The organism is Desulfovibrio sp. JY (assembly GCA_021730285.1).
Lineage (GTDB): Bacteria > Desulfobacterota > Desulfovibrionia > Desulfovibrionales > Desulfovibrionaceae > Solidesulfovibrio.
Map to the genome: position 1 here is coordinate 2,766,974 of CP082962.1, position 25,766 is coordinate 2,792,739.

20 protein-coding genes are annotated in these 25,766 nt (G+C 66.1%); 3 read left to right on the forward strand and 17 right to left on the reverse strand.

Features of this window, described 5'->3' with window-relative positions; translation table 11 throughout:
• Positions 1 to 7 precede the first annotated feature (7 nt).
• From K9F62_12335 to K9F62_12360, 6 genes are all read right to left on the reverse strand, one after another.
• Positions 8 to 1,660, reverse strand: a complete 1,653-nt coding sequence (locus K9F62_12335; GenBank protein ID UJX39516.1) for a GHKL domain-containing protein — start codon at positions 1,658 to 1,660, stop codon at positions 8 to 10.
• A 72-nt stretch (positions 1,661 to 1,732) separates the two neighbouring features.
• Positions 1,733 to 3,556: a sensor histidine kinase gene (locus K9F62_12340; protein UJX39517.1), complete on the reverse strand. Its 1,824-nt coding sequence runs from the start codon at positions 3,554 to 3,556 to the stop codon at positions 1,733 to 1,735.
• A gap of 219 nt (positions 3,557 to 3,775) precedes the next feature.
• A complete protein-coding gene (gene msrB, locus K9F62_12345) occupies positions 3,776 to 4,927 on the reverse strand; it encodes a peptide-methionine (R)-S-oxide reductase MsrB (protein UJX39518.1) in 1,152 nt (383 codons plus the stop codon).
• A 116-nt stretch (positions 4,928 to 5,043) separates the two neighbouring features.
• A complete protein-coding gene (locus K9F62_12350) occupies positions 5,044 to 5,823 on the reverse strand; it encodes a response regulator (protein ID UJX39519.1) in 780 nt (259 codons plus the stop codon).
• 87 nt (positions 5,824 to 5,910) lie between these two features.
• Positions 5,911 to 6,747: a mechanosensitive ion channel family protein gene (locus K9F62_12355; GenBank protein ID UJX39520.1), complete on the reverse strand. Its 837-nt coding sequence runs from the start codon at positions 6,745 to 6,747 to the stop codon at positions 5,911 to 5,913.
• 8 nt (positions 6,748 to 6,755) lie between these two features.
• Positions 6,756 to 7,964 carry a hypothetical protein gene (locus K9F62_12360; GenBank protein UJX39521.1) on the reverse strand — a complete coding sequence of 403 codons (1,209 nt, stop codon included), beginning with the start codon at positions 7,962 to 7,964 and terminating at the stop codon, positions 6,756 to 6,758.
• 608 nt (positions 7,965 to 8,572) lie between these two features.
• Between K9F62_12360 and K9F62_12365 the strand changes: the two genes are divergently transcribed.
• Together K9F62_12365 and K9F62_12370 are read left to right on the forward strand one after the other, a co-directional pair.
• The gene (locus K9F62_12365; GenBank protein ID UJX39522.1) at positions 8,573 to 9,340 is read left to right on the forward strand and encodes a hypothetical protein; all 768 of its coding nucleotides are present in this window, start codon (positions 8,573 to 8,575) and stop codon (positions 9,338 to 9,340) included.
• Positions 9,337 to 9,858 carry a hypothetical protein gene (locus K9F62_12370; GenBank protein ID UJX39523.1) on the forward strand — a complete coding sequence of 174 codons (522 nt, stop codon included), beginning with the start codon at positions 9,337 to 9,339 and terminating at the stop codon, positions 9,856 to 9,858. Before K9F62_12365 ends, K9F62_12370 begins: the two co-directional genes overlap by 4 nt.
• Positions 9,859 to 10,368: 510 nt before the next feature.
• On the opposite strand, the gene K9F62_12375 is transcribed toward K9F62_12370, so the two are convergent.
• Together K9F62_12375 and K9F62_12380 are read right to left on the reverse strand one after the other, a co-directional pair.
• Positions 10,369 to 12,060: a bifunctional sulfate adenylyltransferase/adenylylsulfate kinase gene (locus K9F62_12375; GenBank protein ID UJX39524.1), complete on the reverse strand. Its 1,692-nt coding sequence runs from the start codon at positions 12,058 to 12,060 to the stop codon at positions 10,369 to 10,371.
• 127 nt (positions 12,061 to 12,187) lie between these two features.
• Positions 12,188 to 13,411, reverse strand: coding sequence for an HDOD domain-containing protein (locus K9F62_12380; protein ID UJX39525.1), 1,224 nt, complete (start codon positions 13,409 to 13,411; stop codon positions 12,188 to 12,190).
• Positions 13,412 to 13,615: 204 nt separating this feature from the next.
• Here K9F62_12380 and K9F62_12385 point away from each other — a divergent pair, with 204 nt between their 5' ends.
• Positions 13,616 to 15,880: a Rossmann fold nucleotide-binding protein gene (locus K9F62_12385; GenBank protein UJX39526.1), complete on the forward strand. Its 2,265-nt coding sequence runs from the start codon at positions 13,616 to 13,618 to the stop codon at positions 15,878 to 15,880.
• 435 nt (positions 15,881 to 16,315) lie between these two features.
• Here the strand turns inward: K9F62_12385 and K9F62_12390 are convergent, their stop codons facing one another.
• The 9 genes from K9F62_12390 to nuoH form a co-directional block, all read right to left on the reverse strand.
• On the reverse strand, positions 16,316 to 17,398 hold the full coding sequence (locus K9F62_12390; protein UJX39527.1) for an IS110 family transposase: 1,083 nt from the start codon (positions 17,396 to 17,398) through the stop codon (positions 16,316 to 16,318).
• Between the two features lie 155 nt (positions 17,399 to 17,553).
• Complete coding sequence (locus tag K9F62_12395) at positions 17,554 to 18,474, reverse strand: methyltransferase domain-containing protein (protein ID UJX39528.1); 921 nt, start codon at positions 18,472 to 18,474, stop codon at positions 17,554 to 17,556.
• A gap of 39 nt (positions 18,475 to 18,513) precedes the next feature.
• Complete coding sequence (locus tag K9F62_12400; GenBank protein ID UJX39529.1) at positions 18,514 to 19,920, reverse strand: NADH-quinone oxidoreductase subunit N; 1,407 nt, start codon at positions 19,918 to 19,920, stop codon at positions 18,514 to 18,516.
• Between the two features lie 18 nt (positions 19,921 to 19,938).
• The gene (locus K9F62_12405) at positions 19,939 to 21,447 is read right to left on the reverse strand and encodes an NADH-quinone oxidoreductase subunit M (protein ID UJX43197.1); all 1,509 of its coding nucleotides are present in this window, start codon (positions 21,445 to 21,447) and stop codon (positions 19,939 to 19,941) included.
• Between the two features lie 42 nt (positions 21,448 to 21,489).
• The gene (locus tag K9F62_12410; GenBank protein UJX39530.1) at positions 21,490 to 23,361 is read right to left on the reverse strand and encodes an NADH-quinone oxidoreductase subunit L; all 1,872 of its coding nucleotides are present in this window, start codon (positions 23,359 to 23,361) and stop codon (positions 21,490 to 21,492) included.
• Positions 23,361 to 23,669: an NADH-quinone oxidoreductase subunit NuoK gene (gene nuoK, locus K9F62_12415; GenBank protein ID UJX39531.1), complete on the reverse strand. Its 309-nt coding sequence runs from the start codon at positions 23,667 to 23,669 to the stop codon at positions 23,361 to 23,363. The genes K9F62_12410 and nuoK overlap by 1 nt, the downstream gene beginning before the upstream one ends.
• The gene (locus K9F62_12420) at positions 23,666 to 24,187 is read right to left on the reverse strand and encodes an NADH-quinone oxidoreductase subunit J (GenBank protein UJX39532.1); all 522 of its coding nucleotides are present in this window, start codon (positions 24,185 to 24,187) and stop codon (positions 23,666 to 23,668) included. The genes nuoK and K9F62_12420 overlap by 4 nt, the downstream gene beginning before the upstream one ends.
• A gap of 9 nt (positions 24,188 to 24,196) precedes the next feature.
• Complete coding sequence (nuoI, locus tag K9F62_12425) at positions 24,197 to 24,760, reverse strand: NADH-quinone oxidoreductase subunit NuoI (GenBank protein UJX39533.1); 564 nt, start codon at positions 24,758 to 24,760, stop codon at positions 24,197 to 24,199.
• 12 nt (positions 24,761 to 24,772) lie between these two features.
• The gene (gene nuoH / locus K9F62_12430) at positions 24,773 to 25,765 is read right to left on the reverse strand and encodes an NADH-quinone oxidoreductase subunit NuoH (GenBank protein UJX39534.1); all 993 of its coding nucleotides are present in this window, start codon (positions 25,763 to 25,765) and stop codon (positions 24,773 to 24,775) included.
• Between the last annotated feature and the right edge of the window lies 1 nt (position 25,766).

Genomic DNA, 25,766 nt, shown 5'->3' on the forward strand with positions numbered 1-25,766 from the left:
CACGGCCTCAGGCGTGCAGCGGCAGCGTGATGTGGAAGGTGGTGCCCTGGCCTTCCTCGCTGGTCACATGGATATGGCCGCCCAGTTTCTCGATGATGCTGTAGCTGATAGTGAGCCCGAGCCCGGTTCCCTCGCCGACCTTCTTGGTGGTGAAGAAGGGGTCGAAGATCTTTTCCAGGGCTTCCTTGCCGATGCCCTTGCCGGTGTCGGCGATGGCGATGTCCACCTCGCCGGATTCGGGCAGGGACCGCGTGGTCACGGTGATGGTCCCGTTTTTATCGATGGCGTCTATGGCGTTGTCCATGATGTTGAGGAAGACCTGCTGGAGCTGGGAGGTGTCGGATTCGATGCGGGGCAGGTCGCTTTGGTAGTTGCTGACAAAGGCGATGCCCCGGAAACTGGCCTCGTTTTCCAGAAACGAGCGGGTCTGGTTCAAGAGCAGGTTGACGTCGATGTCCTCCTGGGTGGGCTCCATGCGGCGGGCGAAGCCGAGCAGGCGGTGGGTGACGTCCTTGGCCCGGCGCACGTGGAATTCGATCTTGCTCACGGCGTCGGCGAATTCCTGGAAGTTGGGGCTGGCCTTGATGTCCTCCTCGCTTAGGAGGTCGCGCATCCAGCCGGCCTTTTCCATGATGATGGCCAGGGGGTTGTTGACCTCGTGGGCCACGCCGGCGGCCAGCTTGCCCAGGGCGGCCATTTTGCTCGACTGGGTCAGCGACGCGTCGAGGGCCGCTTTTTCCCGCTCGGCCGAAATCAGCGCCTTGACCGTGCCGCCGGCCACCAGCACCGCCCCGCCGATGATGAGCAGCGTGCCGCCGGCCAGAAGCAGGACGAGCAGCCAGCGCGCCCGGGTCACGGGCAAAAGCTCCTCGCGGGGATCGTCCTTGATCACCAGCAGCCAGTCCTTGTGGTTGAGCCAGGTCATGGCGAAAAGCGAGGTCTGGCCGTCGATGTTCAGGCTGCTCACGCGGGTGCCGGCGAAGCGGGGAATGTCCGGAAAATCGAGGGTGTCGAACATGGCGTGGTCGAAGCGCGGCTTGGTCTGGAACACGTGGTCGGCGGAGAGCAGAAAGGCGTCGCCGGATTTGCCCAGATGGATGCTGCGCACCAGCGAATCGAAAATGTCCGAGTCGATGGCCGCCCGCAGCACCCAGGTCCGGTTGCCTTCGCGGCGGCTGACGGCGATGTTGAAGTGGGGGTATTTGCGAAAGCCCAGAAAGACATCGCTGACGTGAATGCCCTTGGCCATGACCTTTTTGAACCACTCTTCGTGGCCGTAATTGACGCCGAGCAGCTTGTAGGGGCCGATGTAGGAGACGCAGATGCCGTTCTGGTCGATGACCTGCAAATCGAGGAAGGATTTGCTGTGCAGCTGGAGCACGCTGAAGATGTGCTCCAGGTAGTCTTCCTGGGACAGGTCGCGGTAGGATTCGGTCTGGGCCAGATTGGAGAGCTGGGCCACGCGTTCGGCCAGAAAAAGGTCGATGGTGACCTTCTTGTTCTCCACCAGGTTGCTTAAATTGTCGTAGACCTTGTCGGTGTAGGTCACATAAAAGCGATCGTAGAGGACGAGGCCGAGACTGAAGAGGGGAATAAACGAGAACGCCAATGTTATGGCGATGAGTTTCAGGCGTAATTTGCTGAGTTGATCCTGTATCATACGGACGCCTCGCTGGTTATGCCGCCTGGGACGAAAATAGCCCAGGCCCGCCGCGATGGAAAGCGGAGTCGCTTACGCGGCTTCGGCCAGCGGTACGGTGACGGATACCGTACTGCCTTTTCCGGGTTCGCCGGAGATTCGGATGGAGCCTCCGTGGTACTCGACCACGGCCCGCGCTGCCGCCAGGCCGATGCCGAGCCCCGGCATCTTGCCGGTGAGATTGTCGCCGAGCTGGAGAAATTTTTCGAAAACCGCCTCGCGCTTTTCCGGGGGAATGCCGGGGCCGCTGTCCTCCACGCTGATGACGGCCATGGGCCCTTCGCGCGTCACCCGGCAGGCGATGTGCCCGGAGTCGGTGAACTTGACGGCGTTGGAAAAAAGATGGCGCAGCACGTAGACGAGGCGTTCACGGTCGCAGCGAAGCGGCGGCAGGTTGATAGGGATCTCGCTGGCGTACTGCAGCCCCTTTTCCGCGATGGCCCCGGCGAAGGGTGAAACGGCCCGCTCCACGACTTCGGCCGCGTGGACCAAACCTATGGCGAGCGGCGTTTCCCCGGCTTCCAGAGAGGACAGCTCCAGCACGTTGTCGATCATCTGGGCCAGCCGTCGTCCCTCGCCGAGCATGATGTCCAGGTTCTCGCGAAACCGGGCCAGCTCGGCGTCGAGTTCCGGCCGGCCGGCTACGGCCTGGGGCAGGGGGCGGCCGCGTTCCAGGCGTTTGCGCATGACCTGGGCGAAGCCGACCATGGATGTCAGCGGCGTTTTGAGCTCGTGGGAGACGAGGCTTAAGAAATTGGCCTTGACCCGGCCGAGATCCTCGGCGCGCTGGCAGGCCTCCCGGGCGCGCCTGGCCTCTTCGGCTGCCTCGCGCTCCTTGCGGGCCAGATCGAGAATGGTGGCGAGCAGATGGGTTTCCATGCGGCCGATGTCCTCGGCCAGGGCGTGAAATTCCCCTGTGAACGCGGTCGGATTCAGGTCGGACGCCTCGCCCCGGGCCACCCGGCGGGCATGTTCGCCGATGGCGGCAAGCGGCATGGCCACGGACCGGAACACGGCCCAGGCGGCCAGGCCCACCAGGATAAGGACCGCGCCCTGGATGCTCCAGCCGATCAGGGCGGATTGCCGCACGATGTCCCGGCGGTGGGTTTCATAGTGCTGCTCGAGCGCCTCGGTCATGGGTTCGAGGGCCCGGGCGGCGGCTACGAAGGCGGTGGTGGTGGAGCCGACCTGTTCCAGGCGGCCGGCATAGGTGGCCAGGGCTTCGCGGTAGCGCGCAAGCGCGGTGGCGGCGGCCTCGCCGGCCGGGCCGTTGTCCCGGGCCTTGGCGGTCAGCTCGTCCACTGCCGTCTCCAGGCCCTGCAACGGCACCCCGGTACCCGAGACGAGCCAGCGCTTTTCCAGCAGACGCAGCCGGGCGAGGCCGCCGGCGAGCGCCGGGTCGGCGCGTTCCAGGTGCTCCAGGTCCAGGGAGCGATCCAGAAAAAGCGTGGCCGGCGTATCGACGCCCGTGGCGTCGGGATTGCCGGTCATGGCGTGGAAGCTGGTCAGATAGTCGCGCAACAGGTGCAGGGCCGCGTCGCAGGAGGCGGCATGGGCCGGGTCGAGTCCGCGGATGGCTTCCACGTCCCGGATGGCCGTTTGCTGATTGCGGCGCACGGCGGCCAGGGATTCCTGGTCGTGGCGCAGGAAGTAGTTCTTTTCCTGGCGCCGCATGCCGAGCACCGCGATCTTGGCGGACACGGCCAGACGTTCCAGCTCCAGGGTGCGCTCGGTAAGACGGGTTTCCAGATGGTCAACAGTAAAGACCAGCAGGAAGCCCGCCAGAATGCAGCCGAAAAGCGCCAGCAGCTTATGCTTGACGCTTATGGCCGCGAATGTCGCCCCGGGTGCTCTCACGACCGTCTCCCTCCCCGCCTGGGGGCCGATGGCGGTTGCCGCCGGTCCCGGCCGCGCGGCGTTGCAGTCGCAACTGCTCGGTAAACCGTAGCGCAACCGGCCTGGGTTAGCCAGTGGATTGTTCCCTGTTTCACATGCGACGGCAGGGCTGACGGAAAACGTCCCGAAGCGGCGGGGGCCGTTCCGGGACGTTTGGGGAAAGGCGGAGGCGGTGGCGGGTTACTGCACGTCCTTTTCGAATGCGCCGTAGCCGTCGGCCGCCATGTCCTTGGCGGGAATGAAGCGCAGGGCGGCGGAATTCATGCAGTAGCGAAGGCCGGTCGGCGCGGGGCCGTCCTTGAAGACGTGGCCCAGGTGCGAATCGCCGTGGCGGCTGCGCACTTCGGTGCGCGTGGTGAAAAGGCGTTTGTCCTCGCGCGTGACGATGTTGTCCGGGACCAGCGGCCGGGTGAAGCTCGGCCAGCCCGTGCCCGAATCGTACTTGTCGCGGGAGCTGAAGAGCGGCTCGCCGGACACGACGTCCACGTAGATGCCGGGGGCCTTGTTGTTCCAGTAGGCATTGTCGAAAGGCCGTTCCGTGCCTTCGTTTTGGGTGACCTCGAACTGCAGGGGCGTCAGGCGCTTTTGCAGGGCGGCGGCGTCGGGCTTCTTGAACTGCCGCCAGTCGCCGTTGGCCTTCGGTTCCGGCGCGTCGGGCTTTTTATCCCAGACCTGGGCCAGAAACTGGTCGCGGCCGGAAAAGCGCCGGTAGGTCTGGTACTGGAGCTTGTGGGTCTTGTAATAGTTCTGGTGGTAGGCCTCGGCGTTGGTGAAGAAGGTAAAAGGCAAGACGGCCGTGGTCAGCGGCTTGTCGAAACGGCCCGTGGCGGCCAGGTCGGCCAGGGCTGCTTCGGCTTCCTTTTTTTGGGCCTCGGTGTGGTAGAAAATGGCTGTGCGGTATTGCCGGCCCCGGTCGGCGAACTGGCCGTCCGGGTCGGTGGGATCGATGTGGCGCAAAAATGCGTCGAGAATCTGGCGGTAGCTTACGCGCGCGGGATCGTAAAAGACCTGGACGGCCTCGTAGTGGCCGGTGCGGCCGGAGGAGACCTGTTCGTAGTCGGGGTGGGGCTCCTCCCCGCCGGTATAGCCCGAAACGACGTCCAGGACGCCGGGGAGCTTTTCCAGGTCCGATTCCACGCACCAGAAGCAGCCGCCGGCAAGGGTCGCCACGTGTTGCGTGGCATCGTTGTGGCTGGTCATGGCGGTTTCTGTCCTGGTTGCGGTTTGGCCGGCTCCGAAGACGGAGACGGCGGAAAAAAGCAATGCCAAAAGGCCCAGGGCCAGGGCGGCGGTCCGGGACCGTATGGGCAACATGTATTTTCGGAGGGGCATGGCGACCTCCTTGGCGGCATTCCGTTGGGCGGTAAATTCCTACGCCGCAGGTTCCATACCCTGGAATAAGACAGAAAACGGCGCAGGGAAGGGGGAGGCTGGTCGCAATGGGGGGCTTAGGAATCCTTGGCGGTGACGTAGGGGTGGGCGCGCACGACCCCGAGCACGGTGGCCAGCTCGCTGTCGGCCAGGCTGTAGCGGGCGCGGCAGGTATCCAGATCGCCCATCAGGCAGGCTTCCTGGACCGCTTTCATGCTCTTGAGCAGCTGATTGGCCCGTATGGGGCCGGCCATGCCGGCCAGATCATGGGACGCGGCCACGGCGGCTTCCAGGTTGCCGCTCTCCAGGGCCTGGCGCAGGGCGCATCGCCGGGACTCGGCCAGTTCCAGAAAAAGCGTCAGCATTTCCGTGGCGAATTCCCGCCGGCTTTCGCGGATGAAGGCGGTCAGGTCGAAGGCGGCTTGCGGGCCGGTCCCTTTGCCCTGGGGCATGGATGCCCAGCGATCGAGGGCCTGGCGCAGATCGTCGGCGTGCAGGGGTTTGGGCAGGTGGTCGTTCATGCCCGCGTCCAGGCACCGGGCACGGTCGTCCCGCATGGCAAAGGCGGTGGTGGCCAGAATGGGGATGTTCGGCGCATTGACGGTTCCGGCCTTGCCGTCGCGGATGATCCGGGTCAGTTCTAGGCCGTTGGTGTCCGGCAACTGGATATCCATGAGAATGATGTCGAAACGCTGGGAAGCCAGGATGGAGAGCGCCTGCCGTCCGTCGCAGGCCGCGGCCGGGACGTGGCCGAGCCTGCGCAACAGATGCAGCATGTAGAGTTGGTTGACGTCGTTGTCATCCACCACCAGCACGGACAGGGAAGATTTGGCCTGATCCGGCCCGCTTGCGCTCATACGCGTGTCCTGAAATCCTTCGCCAACCGTACGATCGGCCGGCTGCTCAGTTGCGAGGACCAAATGATAGCATAAAGCCGAATGAATTCAAGCGGGGGGCAAACCGGTGTTCCCGGCCTGGGCGATGGCGGTGTCAGCCGTGGCACACGTGAAGCCGGCGGCGAGCAGGGCGGCCTTGCCCCGGACGCTTAAGTCGGTGAGGAAGTCGAACTGGTCGCGGGAGTCCACGGGATAGGCCTTGAGCGCATAGCGGGTGCCGAGCGGGGTTTCCGCCACGATCACGGACACCGGGCGGTCACAGTCGAGAAAGGGGCTGGAAAGGGCCGTATCGCGCAGGATCTCCCTGGCCCGGACGCTGTCGTGCTCCGGCACGAGGCGCCAGGTGGCCACGCACAGGAGCGTGCGTTTGCCGTCGTTGGCGTTATAGACCGGGTCCTTCCAAATGACGCCGTGGGGGATGGTCACCACGGTGTCGTCGGGGGTGACGAGGCGCAGGCTGCGGTGGTTGACGGCCAGCACCTCGCCGTAGGCGTCGCCGATGCGCACGAAATCGCCCGGCCGGTACGGTTTTTCGAAAACGACCACCACCCCGGCCAGCAGGTTGGTGGCGTATTCCTTGAACGCGAAGCCGAGCACGATGCCGAATATCGAGGCCAGGGCGATCAGGTTGGCGGCCGTGGGGCGAACGACCATGGGGAGGATGAGCAGGGCGCTGCCGAGGATGATGACCAGCCGCAGGAACGGGATCAGGGGCAAAAGCCGCAGTCGCCACCCCGGGGCCAGGCGGCCGGTCACCCAGGGGATGGCGATGTCGACCAGCTTTTTGAGAATCCAGGCGCTGCAGAGAACGGCTGCAATGGCCAGGTAGTTGATGGAGTCCAGGTCGCGCAGGATGGACAGGGCGTGCTCTCGTATCTGGTCCATGGCGGTCCTTACGCGTCGTCGGCCAGGTAGCCCTGCTCGGCAAGCAGCCGGCGGCAGGCGGGCAGGGCCACGGGCGTCACGCGGCAGCGGCCGGCCGTGGCGGCAATGATGCCCGCCCGGCGCAATCGGGCCAAAACACCCGGTATGGCGTCGGCCAGAAGCGGCAGCAGCCGGGCCAGCCAGTCCGGCGTCAGTCCGCCGTGGACAAGCAGGGCGGACACGATGAACACCGTTTCGCGTCGGGCCTTGCCCGGCACTTCCGACGCGGTGGTCTGGGCGAAGGGGCGCACCCACAGCGGGCGAGCCATGGGGTCCGGGTCAAGTTGCGGATGTCGCAGGGCCAGGGGATCGGCGCCGAAAAGGATGTTTCGCCGCCAAAAGGCCAGGGCCGCGCCCGGCTGGCCCAGGACGTAAAAAGCCAGGTTCTTGAGAAAATCCGAGGTCGGCGCGTCAGGGTCGTCGGCCTCCGGCAGGACCGGTGCGCCGGTGTCGGACTGGAGCACCGTCACATGGCCGGTCAGGGCCGGGGCGGTGGCGAGCCAGCGGCCAAGGGCCTGGCCGTCGAATGGCGCCAGGGTCAGCGGCTTGGGGAAAAACGCCTCCAGGTCCGTGGCGCGGCGCAGGTAGGCCCAGGCGAACGAGCCGCAGCCGCAAAAAACCGCGCGGCCGCCGGCGGCAAGCCGCGCGCCAAGCCGGCGCAGCAGCGTCAACCCGTCGGCGTGGCGCAAAAAGAGCCGTTCCAGCCGGGGAATGCACACCGGCCCTCCCCGGTGGCTGTCCAGGCGCGACAGCCATTCCCCGCCCCCGGCCAGGATTGCCTCGGGTGTGGGCGGGGCGAGGATCGGCATGTCGCAACGCCTGGCGGCCAGGGCCAGGGCGGTGATGCCCGCGCCACCCGGCGGATCCACCACCAGCACGTTGTCGGAAGGGTGCTCCATGGCCACGGTGCAGGTGGGGAGCAGGTCTTCGGCGGCCAGATCCGGCCGCAGGGACGGGGAGATGGCGTCGGTGAGGCGGGTCGGCGGCGGGTAGAGCTTTTCCGGTCCGGAAAAGGGCTCGACCTGCCGGGGGCGGCCGAGAAAACCGTGGAAGATGGACCGAAGCTCCCGCCGCACCGTGGCCGTGGTCGGCCCATGGGGACGGGCGTAATCGGCCAGGGCGATAAAACGCCAGGGACCGGGGGCGTGCTCGCCAGCCGGAGCGGAGGGTCGGGACATAATCGGACGTTAGCCCAAGGCCGGCGCGCCGGCAATCCCGGACGCGGCCGGCGAGAGCGGAAACAGCGGTTGGCGAGTCGGCCTGGGGAAGGTCCCGCATGCGGGTGCCCGGAGGGGGGCGCGTGCCGGAAACGTGAAGAGAATTTCATGATGGAACCCGGGGGAAACGACGACCTGTCCGCGACGTCCCATGCGTCGCTGCGGAAAGCCGTTCCGAATCCCCCCCCGAGCGGCTCTGAAAAAGGAGGCACAGCCCTGGGTTTGCCCCCGGGGGACTTGCCATCTCGACGGTTAACCCTTACCTGATGGCGTGGCTGGGATGCTGCATACTACGAACACCGCGTGGTGCGGAGACCTCGCCTGGAGGTGCCCCGATTGGCGTCCCGGCTGGCGTAATGTTCCGGGGCGCTTGTGCGTTGCGGCGTCGGGCGTGAAGCGGCGCAAACCGCGCGGCTTCGATGACGCGGCCGGCCCGGAACCGTTCCCACCACGGTTTTTCCCGTAACCTCGTCCCCGTCGTGCCGCCGTCCCCGCAACCGTTGGGAATGGGACGGTTTCGGTCATGGCCCGACGGACCGCTCACTCGGCAAGGCAGAAGAGACCCTCCTATGGATAACCCGCAAGACAACGACGCGACCGAAGCCAAGGGCGGCGCAGCCAGCCTGGGCGGCTTCGGCATGACCCTGTCCGACAGGGAAAAAAAGAACCTGCTGACCTTCCTCTCCATCGGGGTCATCCTGGTGGAATTCGCCGTCACCATCGCGGCCGTGTGCTACGGCATCATCAACTCCCACAAGCTCCCGGACGGCACGACCCAGTTCCGCTTCCCCTGGATTCCCTACGGCGTGGCCCTGATCCTCGCTCCGGCGGCCATCATGCTCGTGGTCAACATCATCGGCCAGGGCTTCAACCGCTTCTTCAAGGGCGATCCGGCCATGGACGAGGAACACCTGCGCTATATGCCCGAACGGCTGCGGAAAATCATCAGCCTGTCGCGCGGCCTGCCCACCATCATCCTGCTCGGCGGCCTGATGCTCCTCGGCGTGGCGCTCTATTACCTCGACGCGGTCATCCAGATGCTCCTGCGCATCGGCGACCACGTGGAGGTCATCGCGCCGTGGGTCATGCTCGGACTCGTGGCAGCCTGGTGCCTAAGCTACCTCGTGCGCATGTGGTTTCTTTACAAAACCCGGCGCATGCAGGAGGAATACGCCTTCCGCCGCGAGGTCCTCGAACGCACGGGCATCGTCATCGTCGACGGCCAAAAGCATATCACCGCCGATGGCCGGACCGTGTGCGACCAAAAGGCCCTGCCCGGTCGCGTCATCGACGTGCTGCCGCCCGGTGAGTCCGATGTGGACAAGGAGGCCCCATGACAACAACATCCGATAATGCCGCCGCCGGTCTGCGGGAAAAAGCCCGCGTGGCGCTCCTTCGCCGCGTGGCCAGGACCGACGACGTCGGCCGCGCCGAAGCCCTGTCCGCCTTCGTCAACCTGGCCCGGCCCGACCTCGGGCCCGAGGCGGCCCGGGTCCTGGCCGAAAAAACGCCCCGCCTGCTGCCGCAACTAACGGAAAAGTGGATCGGCATGTTCGTGGACCGGCTTTTCGAAACCGTGCCCCTGCCCCAGCTCGAAATTCTCTGCGACGAGAGCGAGGAAAACGAGGCCGCCCTGGCCCTGGCCTACGTGATGTTTCTCGAATCCGAACGCATGGAAAAACAGATGGCCGAAGACCTGGCCGCCTGCGACCTGCCGCCCGGCAAGGACGGCAGCGACCTGGCCGCCGAAGTCTGCCGCCGCCTGACTACGGCCGAGGAAAAACGACGCCAGGAAGGACGCCGCAAGGCCGCGGAATACCAGCGCACACACGGACGTCGTAGTAAGTTGAACTAGGCGCGTTTTTCGGTCGGGGGAGGCGCTGCCTCCCCCGAACCCCCTCCGCCGGGAGGCCATGGGCCCCCCGGACCCCCCTTTACGCTTTGATCGAGCGGGACTTCGCGGGTTGGCGGACGATCGGGTAATTGTTGCGGCAATCGGCCCGGCGACATGAGGCGCTTTCGCGCCTCGACGCCGGACGCGATTGCCGCAACAACCACGCCAGCGGCGAAGCGCCGCATTTCAAGAAGAACTTTTTTCTGAATGTCGCCCCAAAGGGGCGACCGGCGCGGTGGGGGCGGAATTTGCCCGGGACGAGCCTGCCGCGAAGCGGCGGCAGCGTCCCGACAAATTCCGCCCCCATCTTCTCCACTCTCCGCCCTCCCGCCAGCCAACGCCTCCCTCGCCCAACCAAAGCACACCGGAAGGGGGGCCCGGGGGGCCCATGGCCTCCCGGCGGGGTCTGGGGCAGAGCCCCAGCCAGCTCCTGCCTCTGCTCCTACCTCTACCTCATGCCTGCGCCCGCGCCTACGCGAGGTAGCCTTCGCGTTCGAGGTAGAGCAGCACTTCCTGGGCGGCTTCGCCGGGGGCGAGGCTGGTGGTGTCGAGGGTGATTTCCGGGTGTTCGGGGATTTCATAGGGGTCGTCGATGCCGGTGACGCCTTTGACGATGCCGGCCCGGGCCTTGGCGTAGAGGCCTTTGCGGTCGCGTTGTTCGCAGACGGCAAGCGGGGTGGCCATGTGGATTTCGACAAATCCGCCGTGGGGCGCGACGAGGCTGCGGGCTTCGTTGCGCGAGCTTGCGTAGGGGGCGATGGGGGCGCAGATGGCGATGCCGCCGTTTTTGGTGATTTCGCTGGCCACGAAGCCGATGCGGGCGATGTTGAGGTTGCGGTGTTCCTTGGTGAAGGTCAGTTCGCTGGAGAGGTGGCGGCGCACGATGTCGCCGTCGAGCAGGGTGACGGGCCGGGTGCGCAGTTCCATGAACTTGACGTAGAGGATTTTGGCCAGGGTGGATTTTCCGGCTCCGGAGAGGCCGGTCATGAAGAGGGTGAAGCCCTGCCGGGACCGTGGGGGAAAGACGGCGCGCAGTTCGGCTGTCACCTCGGGCATGGTGAACCAGTCCGGGATATCCAGGTCGAATTCCAGCCGGCGGCGGAATTCCGCGGCGTCGATGGTTTTGACGGTCATTTCCGGCCCGACCTGGGCGCGGGGCATATACTGGGCCTTTTCCTCCACGTAATCCATGCAGGTTTCCGGAATCATGGCGATGCCGGTTTCGTCGGCGAAGTCGGCCACCAAGCGTTGGGCCTGCCCGGCGGGATAGAGCGGCTCGGCCTCCGGGGGCATGGGGTCGGCGTGGCGGCCTCCGATGAGGGCGTGGGTGCAGCCGTGGTTTTTCTGGATCAGCGCCTCGAACAGGGCCTGCCGGGGGCCGGCCGTGCGCAGGGGCAGGGGCAGCAGGTTTAAAAGCAGCATGTTTTTGGGGAAGGCGTCGGCGAAGATGCGGGCGCAGCGGATGCCGGCGAAGTGGGCCGCGCCTTCGGCCATGGCGTCGCCCACCGCCCGCAGCAGCAGGACGCTTGCCCCGGCGTCCATGGCGGCCTGACGGAGCATGGCCCTCTGGCGGCAGTGGAGCAGGGAGCCCGTCTGGTAGCCGAGAACCTTGCGCCAGCCGCGTTGCTGCAGGACGGCCTGGACTTCGGCCGGGCTGCGGCGCATCTCGGGAAAATCGACATGGGGCGGCAGGGACAGGCCGACCACGGGGCCGGCCACCCGGTACGCGCCTGTGCGCCGGACATGGGCGCGGGCTCCCGGATGGGACGCGATATCCTGGACGGCGAAAATGGCCCGGGCCTCGCCTTCGGGGTCGGCCGGCCAGACCTCGGCGACGGTCATGGCGGCCAGCATGAAGCCTTCCTGGTCGCGCAGGGCCAGCTTGTCCCCGGATTCGAGGCTTTCGCCGAGGGGGCCGGGCACGTCGAGGCTCACCGGCATGGGCCAGGGTGTGCCGTCGGCCAGGCGCATGGAGGCCAGTACCGCTTCGAAGTCGTCCTTTCCGAGATATCCCGTCAGCGGGTAGTAGGCCCGCGACAGCAGGAGCTCCAGATCGAGCAGTTGGAGCGGGGAGAGGTTAAAGGATTTGTAGGAGAGGGATTCGGCCTTGATTTCCTCGGCACGTCGAAAATGCACGAGGAGATTTTGCGCGTGATTGTCCATACGTTTCTCGCTGGTGCTATGGTGGAAAGGCAGGGAGGAATGCGGTGGGACGGAAGATGTTTTACAAATATGTCGGAACCTGGTGCATGTCCAGGACTTTCTCGTCGTTTTCGACGCTAGGCGGCGCTCAGGCGAACATGGCGCAGACGACCTCGAGGTGGCTTTCGGCCATGGCCACGATTTCGGGCAGGTCGGAGGGGGAAATCGCGGCCAGTCGCCAGGCTTGCGGAATGAACTCGGGGATGAGGCGTTCGCCGCTGCCGCCGGCCAGGGTGGCCACAGCCACCATGTCGGCCACGTTGATGATGGCCGGTTCCAGGGGCACGTCCGCGGCCATGGGGTCGTGGTGCCGCCAGACGGTCTGTTCCAGGCTTTCGGGGAAGCGCCATTTGCGCAACAGCATGCCGCCAAGTTCCGCGTGGTCGAAGCCGAAGGTCTCGCGTTCCACCACGACCAGATGCCTGTTCGATTCGGCGGCCCGGGCCAACGCCTCTCCGGATACGTCGGGAATGCGCTTGTAGAGCACCAGCCGGCCGATGTCGTGGAGCAGCCCGGCCACGAAATAACGTTCCGGGCTGGGGTCGCCCAGGCGGGCGGACAGGATTTTGGCCACGAGGCCGACGCCGATGCTGTGCTGCCAGAATTGGCGCAGATCCACGCAGTCCGGCGGAATGTCCCGGAAAAGCGGCAGCACGGAAACGCCCATGGCCAGGGTGGAAAGCTGGTTGAGCCCAAGCAGCATGACCGCCCTTGTCAGGGTGTCGACGGAGGCGGGGGGCAGAGAGCCGGAGACGCGCAGGGTGCGGGCGTAAAAGGCGCTGTTGACGAGCTTTAAGAGCTTGGCCGTCAGGCTCGGGTCCTTGCCGATGACCGCCGCCGCCTCTTCGATGGTGGAGGAGGGGTCGCTGAGGACTTCCCGGATGCGCATGAAGACTTCGGGCAGCGAGACGAGGACCGGATCGCCGGTGAGGATTTTTTCCGGCGCGGGCACGCCGGCCGGGGCATCGGGTTTGCGGCGCGCCGGCCGACAGGCCTTGGGCGGGACGCGGGTGTCCGCCCGGGCCAGGGCCTGGCGGCGCAACTCGATCACGAAGGGGTTGTCCCCGGGCAGATGGACGAACCGGGACAGGACGGCTTGCGCGGCATCCTCGGGCGCGTCATCCGTCGGCGCGTCCTGAGGCGGGGGCGGGGCTTCCACCTCGATTTCCCGGAGGTGCCAGCCGCGCAGCATGCGGATGTGCGTTTCCGTCAGGGAGGTGCCGCCGGTCAGGCGGTGATTGCCGTCGGGGCTTTCGGCATCTGCCGCCAGGACCATGCCCGGCTGCAGGTCGGCAAGGGAACGTAATGGCATGGGCCGTCACCTGGCCGGGCGTGCCGCCGGCCTGGGTCGTGAAGGTTTGCGGCCGAACCGGCCAATGTTCTTTGCATTTCATTATCAACGTCAAGCCGGATGGGCAAGCGGGGGCGCGGACGGGGCTTTCCCCGCGAAGGCGCTTGGCCTATAAGGGAGGTCCGTATTCCCTCCGCCGCAACCACGCCATCTTTCGGAGGCATCATGCTCACATCCCCGCTCGTTACCGGAGACGGTCAACTCGTCAGCGTCGGCGAGGTTCATTTCAACGAGGAACTGGCCGCGCCCCAGGCGCTTGGCGTCATGCGGTTTTCCCATACCAGCGACGCCTTGCGCGGGCTGGTGCGCGATTTGCGCGACCGGGCCGCCCGCGATTCCCTGCCGCTGCATCGGTTCATGGAAATAAGCGGCCGTAGCGGCCACTCCCGCATCGGCCTCGACGTAAGCCTGACCGGCGAACCGCCGGAGGTTTCGGACGGGCAACGGACCGTGGACGTGTCGGTGGCGCTGACGGCGCTCAACGCCGTTCTGGCCGAGTCCCTGGCCGACCTGCGCTGCTTGTGCGACGCCGGGGGCGTGGACTTCGGCCGCCTGTTCATCCCGCGCGGGCCGGCGCTCGGCCGGGACGAGATCGAGGAGGCGCTCGATCGCGGCTGGCTGCTTTTGCCCGAGGGGCACCGCATCGACGCGGACGGCGTGATGGAAATTCCGCTGCTCGACATGCGCTACGTGCTTTCCTCGCGTCTGCTCGGCGTGGGGCGCAATTTCGCGGAGATGCTGATCAAGGGCAAGCACGGCCTGACCATTTTCCAGTGCCTTTCGCCGACCGGCATGCCGCCGGCTCTGGCCGCCAAGGAGTTTCTGGTCGGGGCCATGCACATCGCCATTGGTCCTTTCGTGGCCCTGATCGAGCGTCAGACGTCGTCGCCGGACGTGTTCCATCTGGCCTCGCGGCTGCTCGACGGCGTACGCACCACGGGCATCACCACGCCGCGCCAGGTGGAACTCTACAACGGCGGCGAGGATGCCGTGCCAACCGCAGGCCTGGCCATGCGGATGCGGCTGTACCCACCGGATGTGCGGCTGGCCGGGCTGGCCGAACGGGTGCTGCCGCCCGGGCGGGCCAGGGATGTGCTGGCGGCCGGGGTGGATTTCGCGGACCTGACCGGCATTTTCGATCCGGCCGTCGCCCGGGGGCTTTTGGACGAGATCACGGCCGGACCGGACGAAGGCGGCAGCTACGGCCGGATATTCATGCCCGGCCGGATGCTCGCCATCCCCTGGGAACAGGAGGAAGGGGGCTGGCTCCAGGAGTTCCAGTGGCGGCTGGTCTACGAGTACGCCCGGGGCAACATCCCGGAAGGCGTGCTCATGGGCGAGGAGATCCCCAAGCGGCTGCGGCCGTTTCTGGAGGGGCTGCGCTATGTCGGCGGCGAGCAGAACCTGTCCAAGGTGTTCGTGGCCGAGTCCTTGCCGCCGGTGGACACGTTGCGGGTGCTCAAACGAAACGGCATCGGCGTGGTGGCGGCCCGGGGCATGGGCTGTTCGGTCGGCGAACTCTGCCGGCTGCCGCATTTCCGCATGGACCAGACGCTTTACGAGGAGCTGGTGCGCCTGGAAAACGAGAGCATGCGGTTCTACCTGCTGCTCGACTACAACGGCCACGCCCAGGTGCGGGAATTTTTCCGGGGCCTGTGGGTGACGCGCGAAGGCAAGGAACGCCTGCCGGGCGTGCACACCACCATGGCCATGTTCGGCTCGTCCTGCGACGTGCTGGGGCCGGTGCTCGAGGCGCCGATCACGGAATTTCTGCGTCGGCTGCGGGATCATCCGCGCCTTGGCGAGGGCTTTGCCGTGGCCCACGGTTCCGGGCCGGGGGTCATGCAGACCGTGGACAACGCGGCGGCCGCCCTCGGCATCTTTCGCATGGGCGTCGGCATCAATGCCGAGGAAATCGGGCAGAAGACCAATTTCGAGCCCGAAGCCGTGGCCCAGTTCACCAACCTGGCCATGAATACGCGCCAGGACATCCTGGATCGGCGTTCGGTGTTCAAGGTCTTCAACCTCGGCGGCTTCGGCACCAGCTACGAGGTCAACATGGCGCTCACCTTCATGAAGATCGGCCAGTGCCTGCCCGCGCCGTACATCTTCGTCGATCCGGTGGGGCTCGGGCCCGGGGGCGAGCCGTTCTGGCGGCAGACGCTGAGCCAGTTCCGCACGCTTTCGAGCGACCTGTCCGGGGGCGGCTACGACCTCGGGCCGCTCGGGCCACGCTGGATCGTCAACTGCTGCCACGAGGTGACGAGCTACGAGCAGGGCTACGACGTCATCGCCGCCTTTCTGGACGACCCGGCCGCCTACTGGCGCGAACGCGAAATCCCGATGGAAAAGGTGCGACAGGCCCGGGATAACCTCCACCGGGCCGGCATGCCCATCCCCCCCTGCATCGACGAAGCGCTTGGAGAGTGAGGGTAGAGAGGAAGGAGGAAGAGTGAAGAAAGTGCGAGAGGGGAACCCTTTTTGAAAAAAGGGTTCCCCTCTCGCGCTCTCCCCTCCCCAAAACTTTTACCCGGTTATGGCAATGGTGACGATAACATGCTGTAACCGTTAAAAGTCTTTTCCTATGTGGCCCGAAGTCAAGCCGGCTGACGCAGTCTAACCGCCCGTTTCCTATTCGCGCCCGAAGCGCCAAGTACCGATTCGGTAGTTTTCGGATTTTCGCCATTTGAGAAACGCCGCCATGCGGCCAGACTTTTCCGCGACCAATCCGAAAAATTGTTGGCTGTTAGGCTTTCAGTCTTCCCTACTCGTTGCCACAGGTCCTTGTTGGCGCTGCAATACCCTCTTGGCGGGCGAGGAGCACGGGGCTTCCCAGAGCCGGCGTGATCCTCGCCCGCCGCCGTTTCACGCCATAACCGCCTCAAATCGGTACGCTCGTTTCTCCAGGCTCAGCCGCCACAAAATGATGGCCAGTTTTCGAGCTAAGGCTGTGATGGCCTTTTGGGCCAGGCCGCTTTTCCCCAGCAACTTGTGATACCAGGCCTGAGCCTTCGGATCGTGTGCGCGCCATTTCCAGGCCGCCTCCACTAAAAGACTTCGCAGTTTGGTCTGCCCCACGGGCCGTAACCTGGCCCGGCCCTTGCTCTCGCCGCTCTGGCGCACCATGGGGGCAAGTCCCAGATAGCTTGTCACCTCTTCGGCCCGGCTGAAACGTTCCGGCTGAAACAACTCCAGACGGAAGGTCGCGGCGATGAGCGGCCCCACACCGGGCACGGTGCGCAGGCACTTGATGACTTTGTCATGCTCTCCCTGGCGGCAAATTGTCTCAAGTTGCTGTTCAACGAGGGACAATTCGCTGGTGATGGCATGCATCTCCCGCACAAAACTTTCCAGCGTATACCGGGCAGCCTGATGCATGGGCAGTTTAAGCAGGGATGCTACAGCGACCTTGCTCCAGTATTTCAGATTGGGTGGTTCGGTAAGGCCCAAAAAAAGCAGATGGGAATGGATGCGCAGTTTCACACGACGCAGGTCGTCGGCCAGATCGTGTCGTCGGCGCTCCAGGCTCCTCTGGGCTTCTTGCTCCTCGGTCGGCACGGCGATGGGACGCAGCATCCCCTTGGCGGCGTAATCGGCCAGTTTGACGCAATCGAGCCGGTCTGTTTTTGCGCCCCAGACCACGGGGCGGGGAATCCGACTGGGAGCCGCCACGAGATTGGGAATCCCTGCCTTTGTGAGCGCTCTGGACAGGGTGAATCCGGTCGGCCCGGATTCACTGGCCGCCATGGCCACGGTGACGCCCACCGCGGCCAATTTGTCGATCAGAGCCTGCGGGCTCGCCGACATCACCAAGGTGTGGACGACTCCATCAAACCGACGTAACGCAACAAAATAACTATTTTTATGGACATCCAATCCGACAAAAAAAGATCGACCTTGTGAAGCCTCCACAAACGCTTGAAGTTGGGATAACGCTTGTCCTGCCATGTTGGTCTCCTCGCCTCGTTTGTGTCTACGAGCACATTTACTGGCACTATCAGCCAGTTTGAGGGTCGAGGCCAACATGGTATTTGGGAAGGGGGTCCGGGGGGGAACCCTTTCTCCAGAAAGGGTTCCCCCCGGCTCGTTTCGGAAAATTTTCCCTACTCCATACTGCGGTGGGCGACGATGACTTCGCTGCGGATGCGTTCGTAGCGGTTGGCGTGGTCGCGGATGGCCCACCAGACCGAGCCCGCGATGCGGGCCTGCCAGCCCGGGCCGGCGTCGAGCATGTTGGCGATAACGGCCGCGCTGTCGCCGGATTCCGCCGTGCCGCCGAGCCAGTTTTCCGGTCTGGCCACGGTTTCGGACCAGGAGAAGGGGTCGGCCACGAGCAGGGTCGCCGTCTGTGCGCACACGCGTCTGGCCTCGACTAGGTGGAGCATCGGGCGCGGCAGCTTGTCCACGACATTGAGCGAGGCGACAAGGCCGAAGCTTGCGGCGCGAAACGGCAGGCGCGCGACGTCGGCCCGCACGAATTCCACCGTGCCCTGTTGCAGCCGCTTGGGCAGGGAAAAGCCGAAGCGCGTGGTCAGAAGCCCCTGCCTCGGGGCGGTGAAGACCATTTCCTTTTTCCTGGCGATCCGTCGGGCCAGGGTGATGAAGGGCCGCGACAGGTCGACACCCACGGCGAAACCGGTTTTCGCGGCCATCTCGAAGGTGAAACGCCCCACGGCGCAGCCGGCGTCCAGGGCCGGCCCCGCGCAGTCTCCGGCCATCTCCAGCCAGCGCGGATAGGCGTCCGTGGCTTCGCGGTCCTCCCACAAATCGGCGTAGTGGCTCCACAGGTAGGAGGCGGCCAGCCTGTCCGTGTCGTAACGTTCCTGGGCCGTGGGCACGGCCTTTTCGGGCGGGGCCAGATCGGCCAGCCCGTCGGTGATGGCATAGGCCGCGCCGCAGCCGGGGCAGACGAGGGTCCCGGAGGTGATATCGTCGCCGGAATGGCCCTTGTCTTTAAGCTGTAGCGGATGTTCCTCGGGCAGACAGACCGGACAGACGAGCATATCGAGCAGGCTGGTGTGCATGCGGTTTCCCCCTTTTGTTCTACGGCGGATGGGGGCTCGCTAGCCTTGCCCCCCGACCAGTTTGGCGATGGCGGCCATGAGCGGCCCGGGCCAGACGCCGAGCCAGAGCAGGCCGGCGGCCACGGCCCACAGGGTGAGACCGGCGGCCGGGCCGGCCGGGGCGGGAACGGCCGGGTAGGCTTCCACGCTCTCGCGCATGTAGAGGGTGGCCACGAGGCGCAGGGCGTAAAAGATGCCGATGACGGCCATGAGGATGCCGAAGACGGCCAACCCCGTGTAGCCGGCCCGAAGCGCCGCGCCGAAGACCAGAAATTTGCCAATGAACCCGGCCGTTGGCGGCAGCCCGGCCAGGGACAGCAGACAGAAGGCGAGGGCGCCGGCCAGCCAGGGATGGTCGTAGCCGAGGCCCTGGTAGGAGGTGATGGCGTCGCGGTCGGCGGCGTCGCCGGAAAGCGCCCCCACCGCGCCGAAGGCGCCGAGGTCCATGAGCGCATAGGCGGCCAGATAGAAAAGCGCGGCCTCGCCCCCGCCGGACTCGACGGCCAGGGCGGCCATGGCGATGTAGCCCATCTGGGCGATGGAGGAATAGGCCAGCAGGCGTTTGACGCTTTTTTGCCGCAACGCGCCGATATTGCCCACGGCCATGGAGAGGCCCGAAATGGCGACCAGGGCCGGAGAGAGGACCCCCATGGCGTCAGGCGAAGCGTCGGCGCACAGATGGAGCAGCGCGGCGGCCGTGGCGGCCTTGGAGCCGGTGGAGAGGAAGGCGGCTACCGGGGCCGGCGCGCCTTGATAGGTGTCCGGCGTCCAGAGATGGATCGGGGCAAGGGAAAGCTTGAAGCCGATGCCGACCAGGGCCAGCGCCAGCCCGGCGGTGACGATGGGGCCGCCGGCGGCCAGGGAGTCGGCGATGTCGAGGGTGCCGCTGCCGGCGTAGATCAGGCTGATGCCGAAGGTGAGGGTGGCCAGGGCCACGGCTCCGGGCAGGAAGTACTTGAGCGCCGCTTCGGCCCCGAGCCTGTCGTTTAGGCGCGCGGCCACCAGGGCGTAGAGGCAAAGGGACGCCAGCTCGAGCCCCAAAAGGAGCATCAGCCAGTCGGTCGCCTCGGCCAAAAGCAGCATGCCGAGGGCCGACCACAAGGTCAGGCCGTACAGGGCGTCGCCGGAAAATTTGCGCTCGTCGGCATAGCGGGCCAGCAGGCCGATCGTGCCCAGGGTGATGGCGCTTAGGAGCCCGGCGTAAAAGCGCGTCATGCCGCTGGCGTCCGGGCCGGACTGGAAGGCCCAGATGCCCGGCACGAGGGCGAAGAGCGCGGCCAGGATCGGGAGCAGTCCCTTGGGCGCGCCCCGGCGGAAAATGGCCGCGCCAAGGGTGGCCAGTCCCCCGGCGGCCAGGGCCATGTGGGGAATCAGGTCGGGAAAAAGTCCGGTGAGTTGGGCGGGCATGGGGAGTCCTTTTCTGTCTTACAGGCCAAGCCCGGTTGTCACTGTCGCCACCGCTGGCCAGACCTGTCCGGCGATGATGTCGAGGGGGGCGCTGATGATCGACAGGACGGGGCCGGGAAAAAGCCCGATCCAGAGCATGGCCAGGACCAGGGCGGCCATGAGCGCGGTTTCCCGGGGCGACAGGTCGGCAAAGGGGGCGTCCGAGCGGGGCGGGCCGAAGAGCGTGTCCCGGGCCAGACGCAGCAGGTAGATGAGCGTCGCGGCCATGCCGAGCACGGCGAAAGCGCCCGTGACGACATCGACCCGGAACAGCCCGAAGACGATCATGGCCTCGCCCACGAATCCGGACAGCCCCGGCAAGGCGGCCGAGGCCAGCACGCACACCAGAAAGGCCGCGCCGAACCGGGGGGCCTTGTTCCAGATGCCGCCCAGCACCGCGAAGCGGCGGCTGCCCATGCGTTCGCCGATCATGCCGGCCTGGGCGAACAGTCCGCCCGAGGTCAGGCCGTGGCTGACCATCATGACGACCGCGCCGCCGAGGGCCAGCCGGCTGCCGGAGACGATGGCGGCCACGGCCAGGCCCATATGTCCGATGCTCGAATAGGCGACGAGCCGTTTGACGTCCTCCTGGGCCAGGGCAACCCACGAGGCGTAGAAGAGTCCGATCAGGCCAAGCACGGTCAGGACCGGGGCATAGGCCACGGCCGCTTCCGGGAAAAGGGGCAGGGCGAAGCGAATGAGCGCGTAGCCGCCGGTTTTCAGCAGCAGCCCGGCCAGGATGAGGCTGCCGGCCGTGGGGGCTTCGGTGTGGGCGTCGGGCAGCCACATGTGCACCGGCACGAGGGGAATTTTTATGGCAAACGACAGCACGAAGGCGGCGAAGAGCCAGCGCGCCGTGGCAAGCGGCAAATGGAGCCGCGTCAGGTCGTAGAGGGCGAAGGTGGGGCCGGTGGGGCCGTCGGCGGCGTAAATGCCGAGAGCGATGACGGCCAGGAACATGAGCAGGCCGCCCACGGCCGAGAACAGGAAGAATTTGATGGCCACCCGCATGCGGTCGCCATGGCCGAAGATGCCGATGAGGAAAAAGACCGGGATGAGCTGGGCTTCCCAGAAGAGCGCGAAAAGAAAGAGGTCCGTGGCCAGGAACACGCCCTGGACGGTTGCCAGCGAACAAAGGATCAGGGCGTAATAAAGGGCCGGACGTTTCATATCGTCATGACGCGAGGCCAGCATGCAGCACACGCCGATAAAGGCGGTCAGCGCCACGAAGACGAGGCTCAATCCGTCGCAGGTCAGCGTATAGCGGATGCCGAGCGCCGGTATCCAGGCGACGTCCTCGGTGGCCGGCAGGGAGGAGCGGCCCACGGCGAAAAGGAGGATCACCAGCAAGGCCATCGCGGCTTCGATCAGGGCGGCGGCCAGGGCGTAGGAGCGGCAGGCCTCCCGGGAGCGCCGGAAAAGCGGCATGGCCACGGCCGCGGCCAGGGGCCAGAAAATGAGCAGGGTTAGCCAGGGGAGGTCCCGCAGCATGGACAGCATGGACGTCGTGGGCATCATGGCTGCGTTTCCTTATCCTTGTGTCCAGCCCACCGCGAGCCAGGTCAAAATGACGGCGGCCAGGGCGAAGACGGTGACCAGGGAGACGGCGATGCGCCCGCCTCCCAGCCGGCGCAGGCCGTTCGACAGGCCGGAGATGCCGGCTGTGGCGGCCAGGACCGTGCCGTTTAACATATCCTCATCCACGCCGCGCCACAGGAAGGCCGCCGCCCGCACATACGGCGCGGCCAGCCATTTCCGGTAAAAGCCGTCCAGGCCGAGTCCGGCCGTGAGGCACCCGTCCGGCGCGGCCTTGGGCCGGCGCGCGGGCCGGTAGATGGCCCAGGCGATAAACAGGCCGCCGATGGCGATGACCGCGTCCAGGACCATGACCACCACCTCGGCGTTTTCCACTTCGGGCGGGTTGGGGGCGACGGTCCCGGCCAGGAAGCTGTCGAGAAGTGGCTTTATGTGGAAAAATTCCGGCAGGTTGATGAACCCGTACACCAGGGCCAGGACGCCCAGGGGCCACAGCGGGCGCTCCATGCGGAAGAGGGCCGGATCGTCGCTTAAGCGGGCCGGGTCGGCCGGATCGGCGAAAAAGGCCACGAAGTACATGCGGAAGACGTAGATGGCGGTTAAAAGCGCGGCCACGGTCCCGAGCACGAAGGACAGCAGGAAAATGTCATTGGGGTGGGCCAGGGCGTCGGCCAGGGTCCGGCCCTTGCTGAAGTAGCCGGAGGTGGGCGGCAGGGCGGCCAACGCGGCCGCGCCACAGGTGAAAAGAACGAACAGGCCGGGCATCTTTTTGCGCAGCCGCGCGCCCATGCGGAAGATGTCGTGCTCCTCGTGAAAGGCCTGGATCATGACGCCGGAGCACATGAAGAGCAGGGACTTGAAAAAGGCGTGGCTTTGCAGGTGAAACATCGCGCCCGCCACGTCGCCGCAGCCGGCGGCCAGGAACATGTACCCGACCTGGCTTATGGTCGAATAGGCCAGGATGCGTTTGACGTCGCGTTGCCCGAGGGCGCAGATCGCGCCGTAAAGCGCCGTGGTCGCGCCGATGAAAGCTGCCGCCGCGCCGACGTCCGGGGCGAAGGCGAGCAGCGGGTCCAGGCGCATGAGCAGGTACACGCCGGCCGTGACCATTGTCGCGGCGTGAATCAGCGCCGAGACCGGGGTCGGGCCGGCCATGGCGTCGGGCAACCAGGCCGAAAGCGGCAGCTGGGCCGATTTCCCGAGCGCCGCAAAGAGGAAGCAAAAGCCGATGGCGGCGGCCATGCCCGGCGAAAGGGTCTCGGCCCTGGCGGCGAGGTCGGAAAGCGAGGCGTGGCCGAAAAGCGCGATGACGAGGCCGAGCGCCGCCACGTAGCCCAGGTCGCCGATGCGGGTCATGATGAACGCCTTGCGCCCGGCGTCCACGTTGGGCAGCTCCTCGTGCCAGAAGCCGATGAGCGCGAACGAGCAAAATCCCACGCCTTCCCAGCCCATGAAAAGAAAGATCAGGTCGTCGGCCAGGGCTATGACCAGCATGAAGAAGACGAAGAGGTTCAAGTAGCAGAAATAGCGCGCAAAGGATTTGTCCTCGCGCATGTAGGTGGCGGAGTAGAGGTGGATGAGCAGGGCCACGAAGGTGACGGTGACGGTCATGACCCCGGCCACGCGGTCGTAGAGGAGCGAAAAGGCCGAGGAAAAGCCGTCGAAGGCGAACCAGGAGCCGTAGCTTATCCGGTGCGGCGCGACGCCAAGGCCCCAGATGGCGACGACGGCCATGGCCAGGGCTCCGGCGATGGCGGCCGCGGCGGCCATGTTGCTGGCCCGACGGCCGCATTTCGCTCCCCAGCCGGCCTGGAACACCGCCCCGGCCAGGGGAAAGAGGAGCATGAGCGCAAGGAGTTCGGCCATCATTCCCCCGTAAGCCGGTTGTAGTCGTCGATGGAGGCGGTCCCGCCCGAGCGCCGGCCGTGGACGAGCAGGGCCAGCCCGAGGCCGGCCTCGGCCGCGGCCAGCCCCATGACGATCAGCACCGCCGCCTGGCCGTCCAGGTTGCCCCAGGCCAGCGACGCGCCGACAAAGGCGATCCCGGCGGCGGTGAGCATGAATTCCACGCCGACGAGGATCATGAGGATCGAACGCCGGGAAACGGCGCAAAGCGCCCCGATGGCGAAAAGCAGGCTGGCCACGGCCAGGACGTGGGACAAGGGCACGTTCATGCGGCGCTGCCTCCCTGCTGCCCGGCGTCGCGTTCGGCCCGGCCCAAAAGCAGCACGGCGGCCAGCGCGGCGAAAAGGATGATGGAAACGGCCTCCACCGCCAGCCAGTAGGTGCCGAAAAGCACCGTGCCCACGGCCGCCGGGCTGGCCATGGCCGCCGGCAGCAGGCCCCGGCCCACGGGATCGACGCCGATCAGGGCGAAAAGCGCCACAAGGGTCGCGGCGGCGATGACGCCCGGAACGACCAGCCGCGCCGCCGGCACCGCGCCAACGCCGACCGGCAGCCCGAGCAGCATGATGATGAAAAGAAAGAGCACCATGATGGCCCCGGCGTAGACCACCACCTCCAGTACGCCGGGCAGCGGCGCGCCGAGGACCACGAACACGCCGGCCGTGGCGATAAAGGCCACCACGGCGCAGCACACGGCATGGACGGGATTGCGCCGCGTGGCGGCAAGTCCCGCCGCGATGAGCAGCACGGCGGAGAGAAGGTAGAAAAGTGCGCCAAGAGCGGTCATGATGTGATCCTACGGCAGAATGCTTTTGACATCCACGGGTTCGTCCTCGCCGATGTGTTCGCCTTTGGGCCTGCCGGCGGCCACGCCGGCATGGGCGTAGAAGTCGTAATCCGGGTCCTTGCCGCCGTGATCCACCAGCAAGTCCTCTTTTTCATAGACGAACGCCTCGATGGAATCCTTGGAAAAGGCGAATTCGGGCGTGAGTTGGATGGCGAGCGTGGGGCAGGCCTCCTCGCACAGGCCGCAGTAAATGCAGCGGGCGAAGTTGATGCGAAACCAGGCCGCGCGTCGCCGGCTGTCCGGGCCCTCCTCGGACTGCATGGAGATGCAGTTGACCGGACAGACGCCGGAACAGAGGTAGCAGGCCACGCAGCGTTCCTTGCCGTCCGGGGAGCGGGTGAGAATGATGCGGCCGCGCGTGCGGGCCGGCATGGGCCGCTTGTATTCCGGGTACTGCTCGGTGACGGGCTTGCGGAAAAGGTGGGTCAGCGTCGCGGCGTAGGACCCGATGATCCCGGTCGCGCCGTCGACGACCTCGCGCAACAGGCCCGGCTTGTCGTTTTTATCTTCCATCGGCACGACTCCTTACATCCCGGCGGCTAAAATCGCGCCGGTGACGAGGATGTTGACCAGCCCGAGCGGCACCAGGAACTTCCAACCCACGGCCATGAGCTGGTCGTAGCGAAGGCGCGGCAGCGAGGCCCGGGTCCAGATGAGAAAGACCGGCACGGCCAGGACCTTGAGCATGAACCAGACGATCGGCGGCAAAAAGGGCCCATGCCAGCCGCCCAGGAAAAAGACGGCGGTGATGGACCCCAAAAGAATCATGTTGACGTACTCGCCGACGAAAAAAAGCGCGAAGCGCATGCCGGAATATTCGGTGTGGTAGCCGGCTTGCAACTCGTTTTCGGCCTCGGGCAGGTCGAAGGGGATACGGTTGGTCTCGGCCAGGGCGCTGACAATGAAGATGGCGAAGGCCACGGGCTGGAGGAGGGCGAAGGGAAGCCGCGCCTGGGCGGCCACGATGTCGGAGAGGCTCAAGGAGTGGGAGAGCATGACCACCGGGACCAGGGAGAGGCCGAGCGCCAGTTCGTAGCTGATCATCTGGGCCGCGCCGCGAAGGCCGCCCAAAAGGCTGTACTTGTTGTCCGAGGTCCAGCCGCCAAGGGCCACGCCGTACACGGCCAGCGACGACAGGCCGAAGATGACGAGCAGCCCCACGTTGGCGTCGGCGATCACCTGCCGGATGGTCACGCCGAACACGGTGAAATCCGGGCCGAAGGGCACCACGGCAAAGGCGAAAAGGGCGGTGCCGGCGACGATGGCCGGAGCAATGAGGAAGATGCGCCTGTCCACGCCGTCGGGGATGATGTCTTCCTTCAGCAGCATCTTGAGGCCGTCGGCGATGGGCTGGAGCAGGCCGAAGATGCCGACACGGTTGGGGCCGTAGCGCACCTGCATGCGGCCAAGGAGCTTTCGTTCCAGCAGGATCATGTAGGCGGCGAGCCCGAAGACCACGGCCAAAACGAGGCCCATCTTGACCAGCATGACCAGGACGCCGACGAGGATACTGAGCATG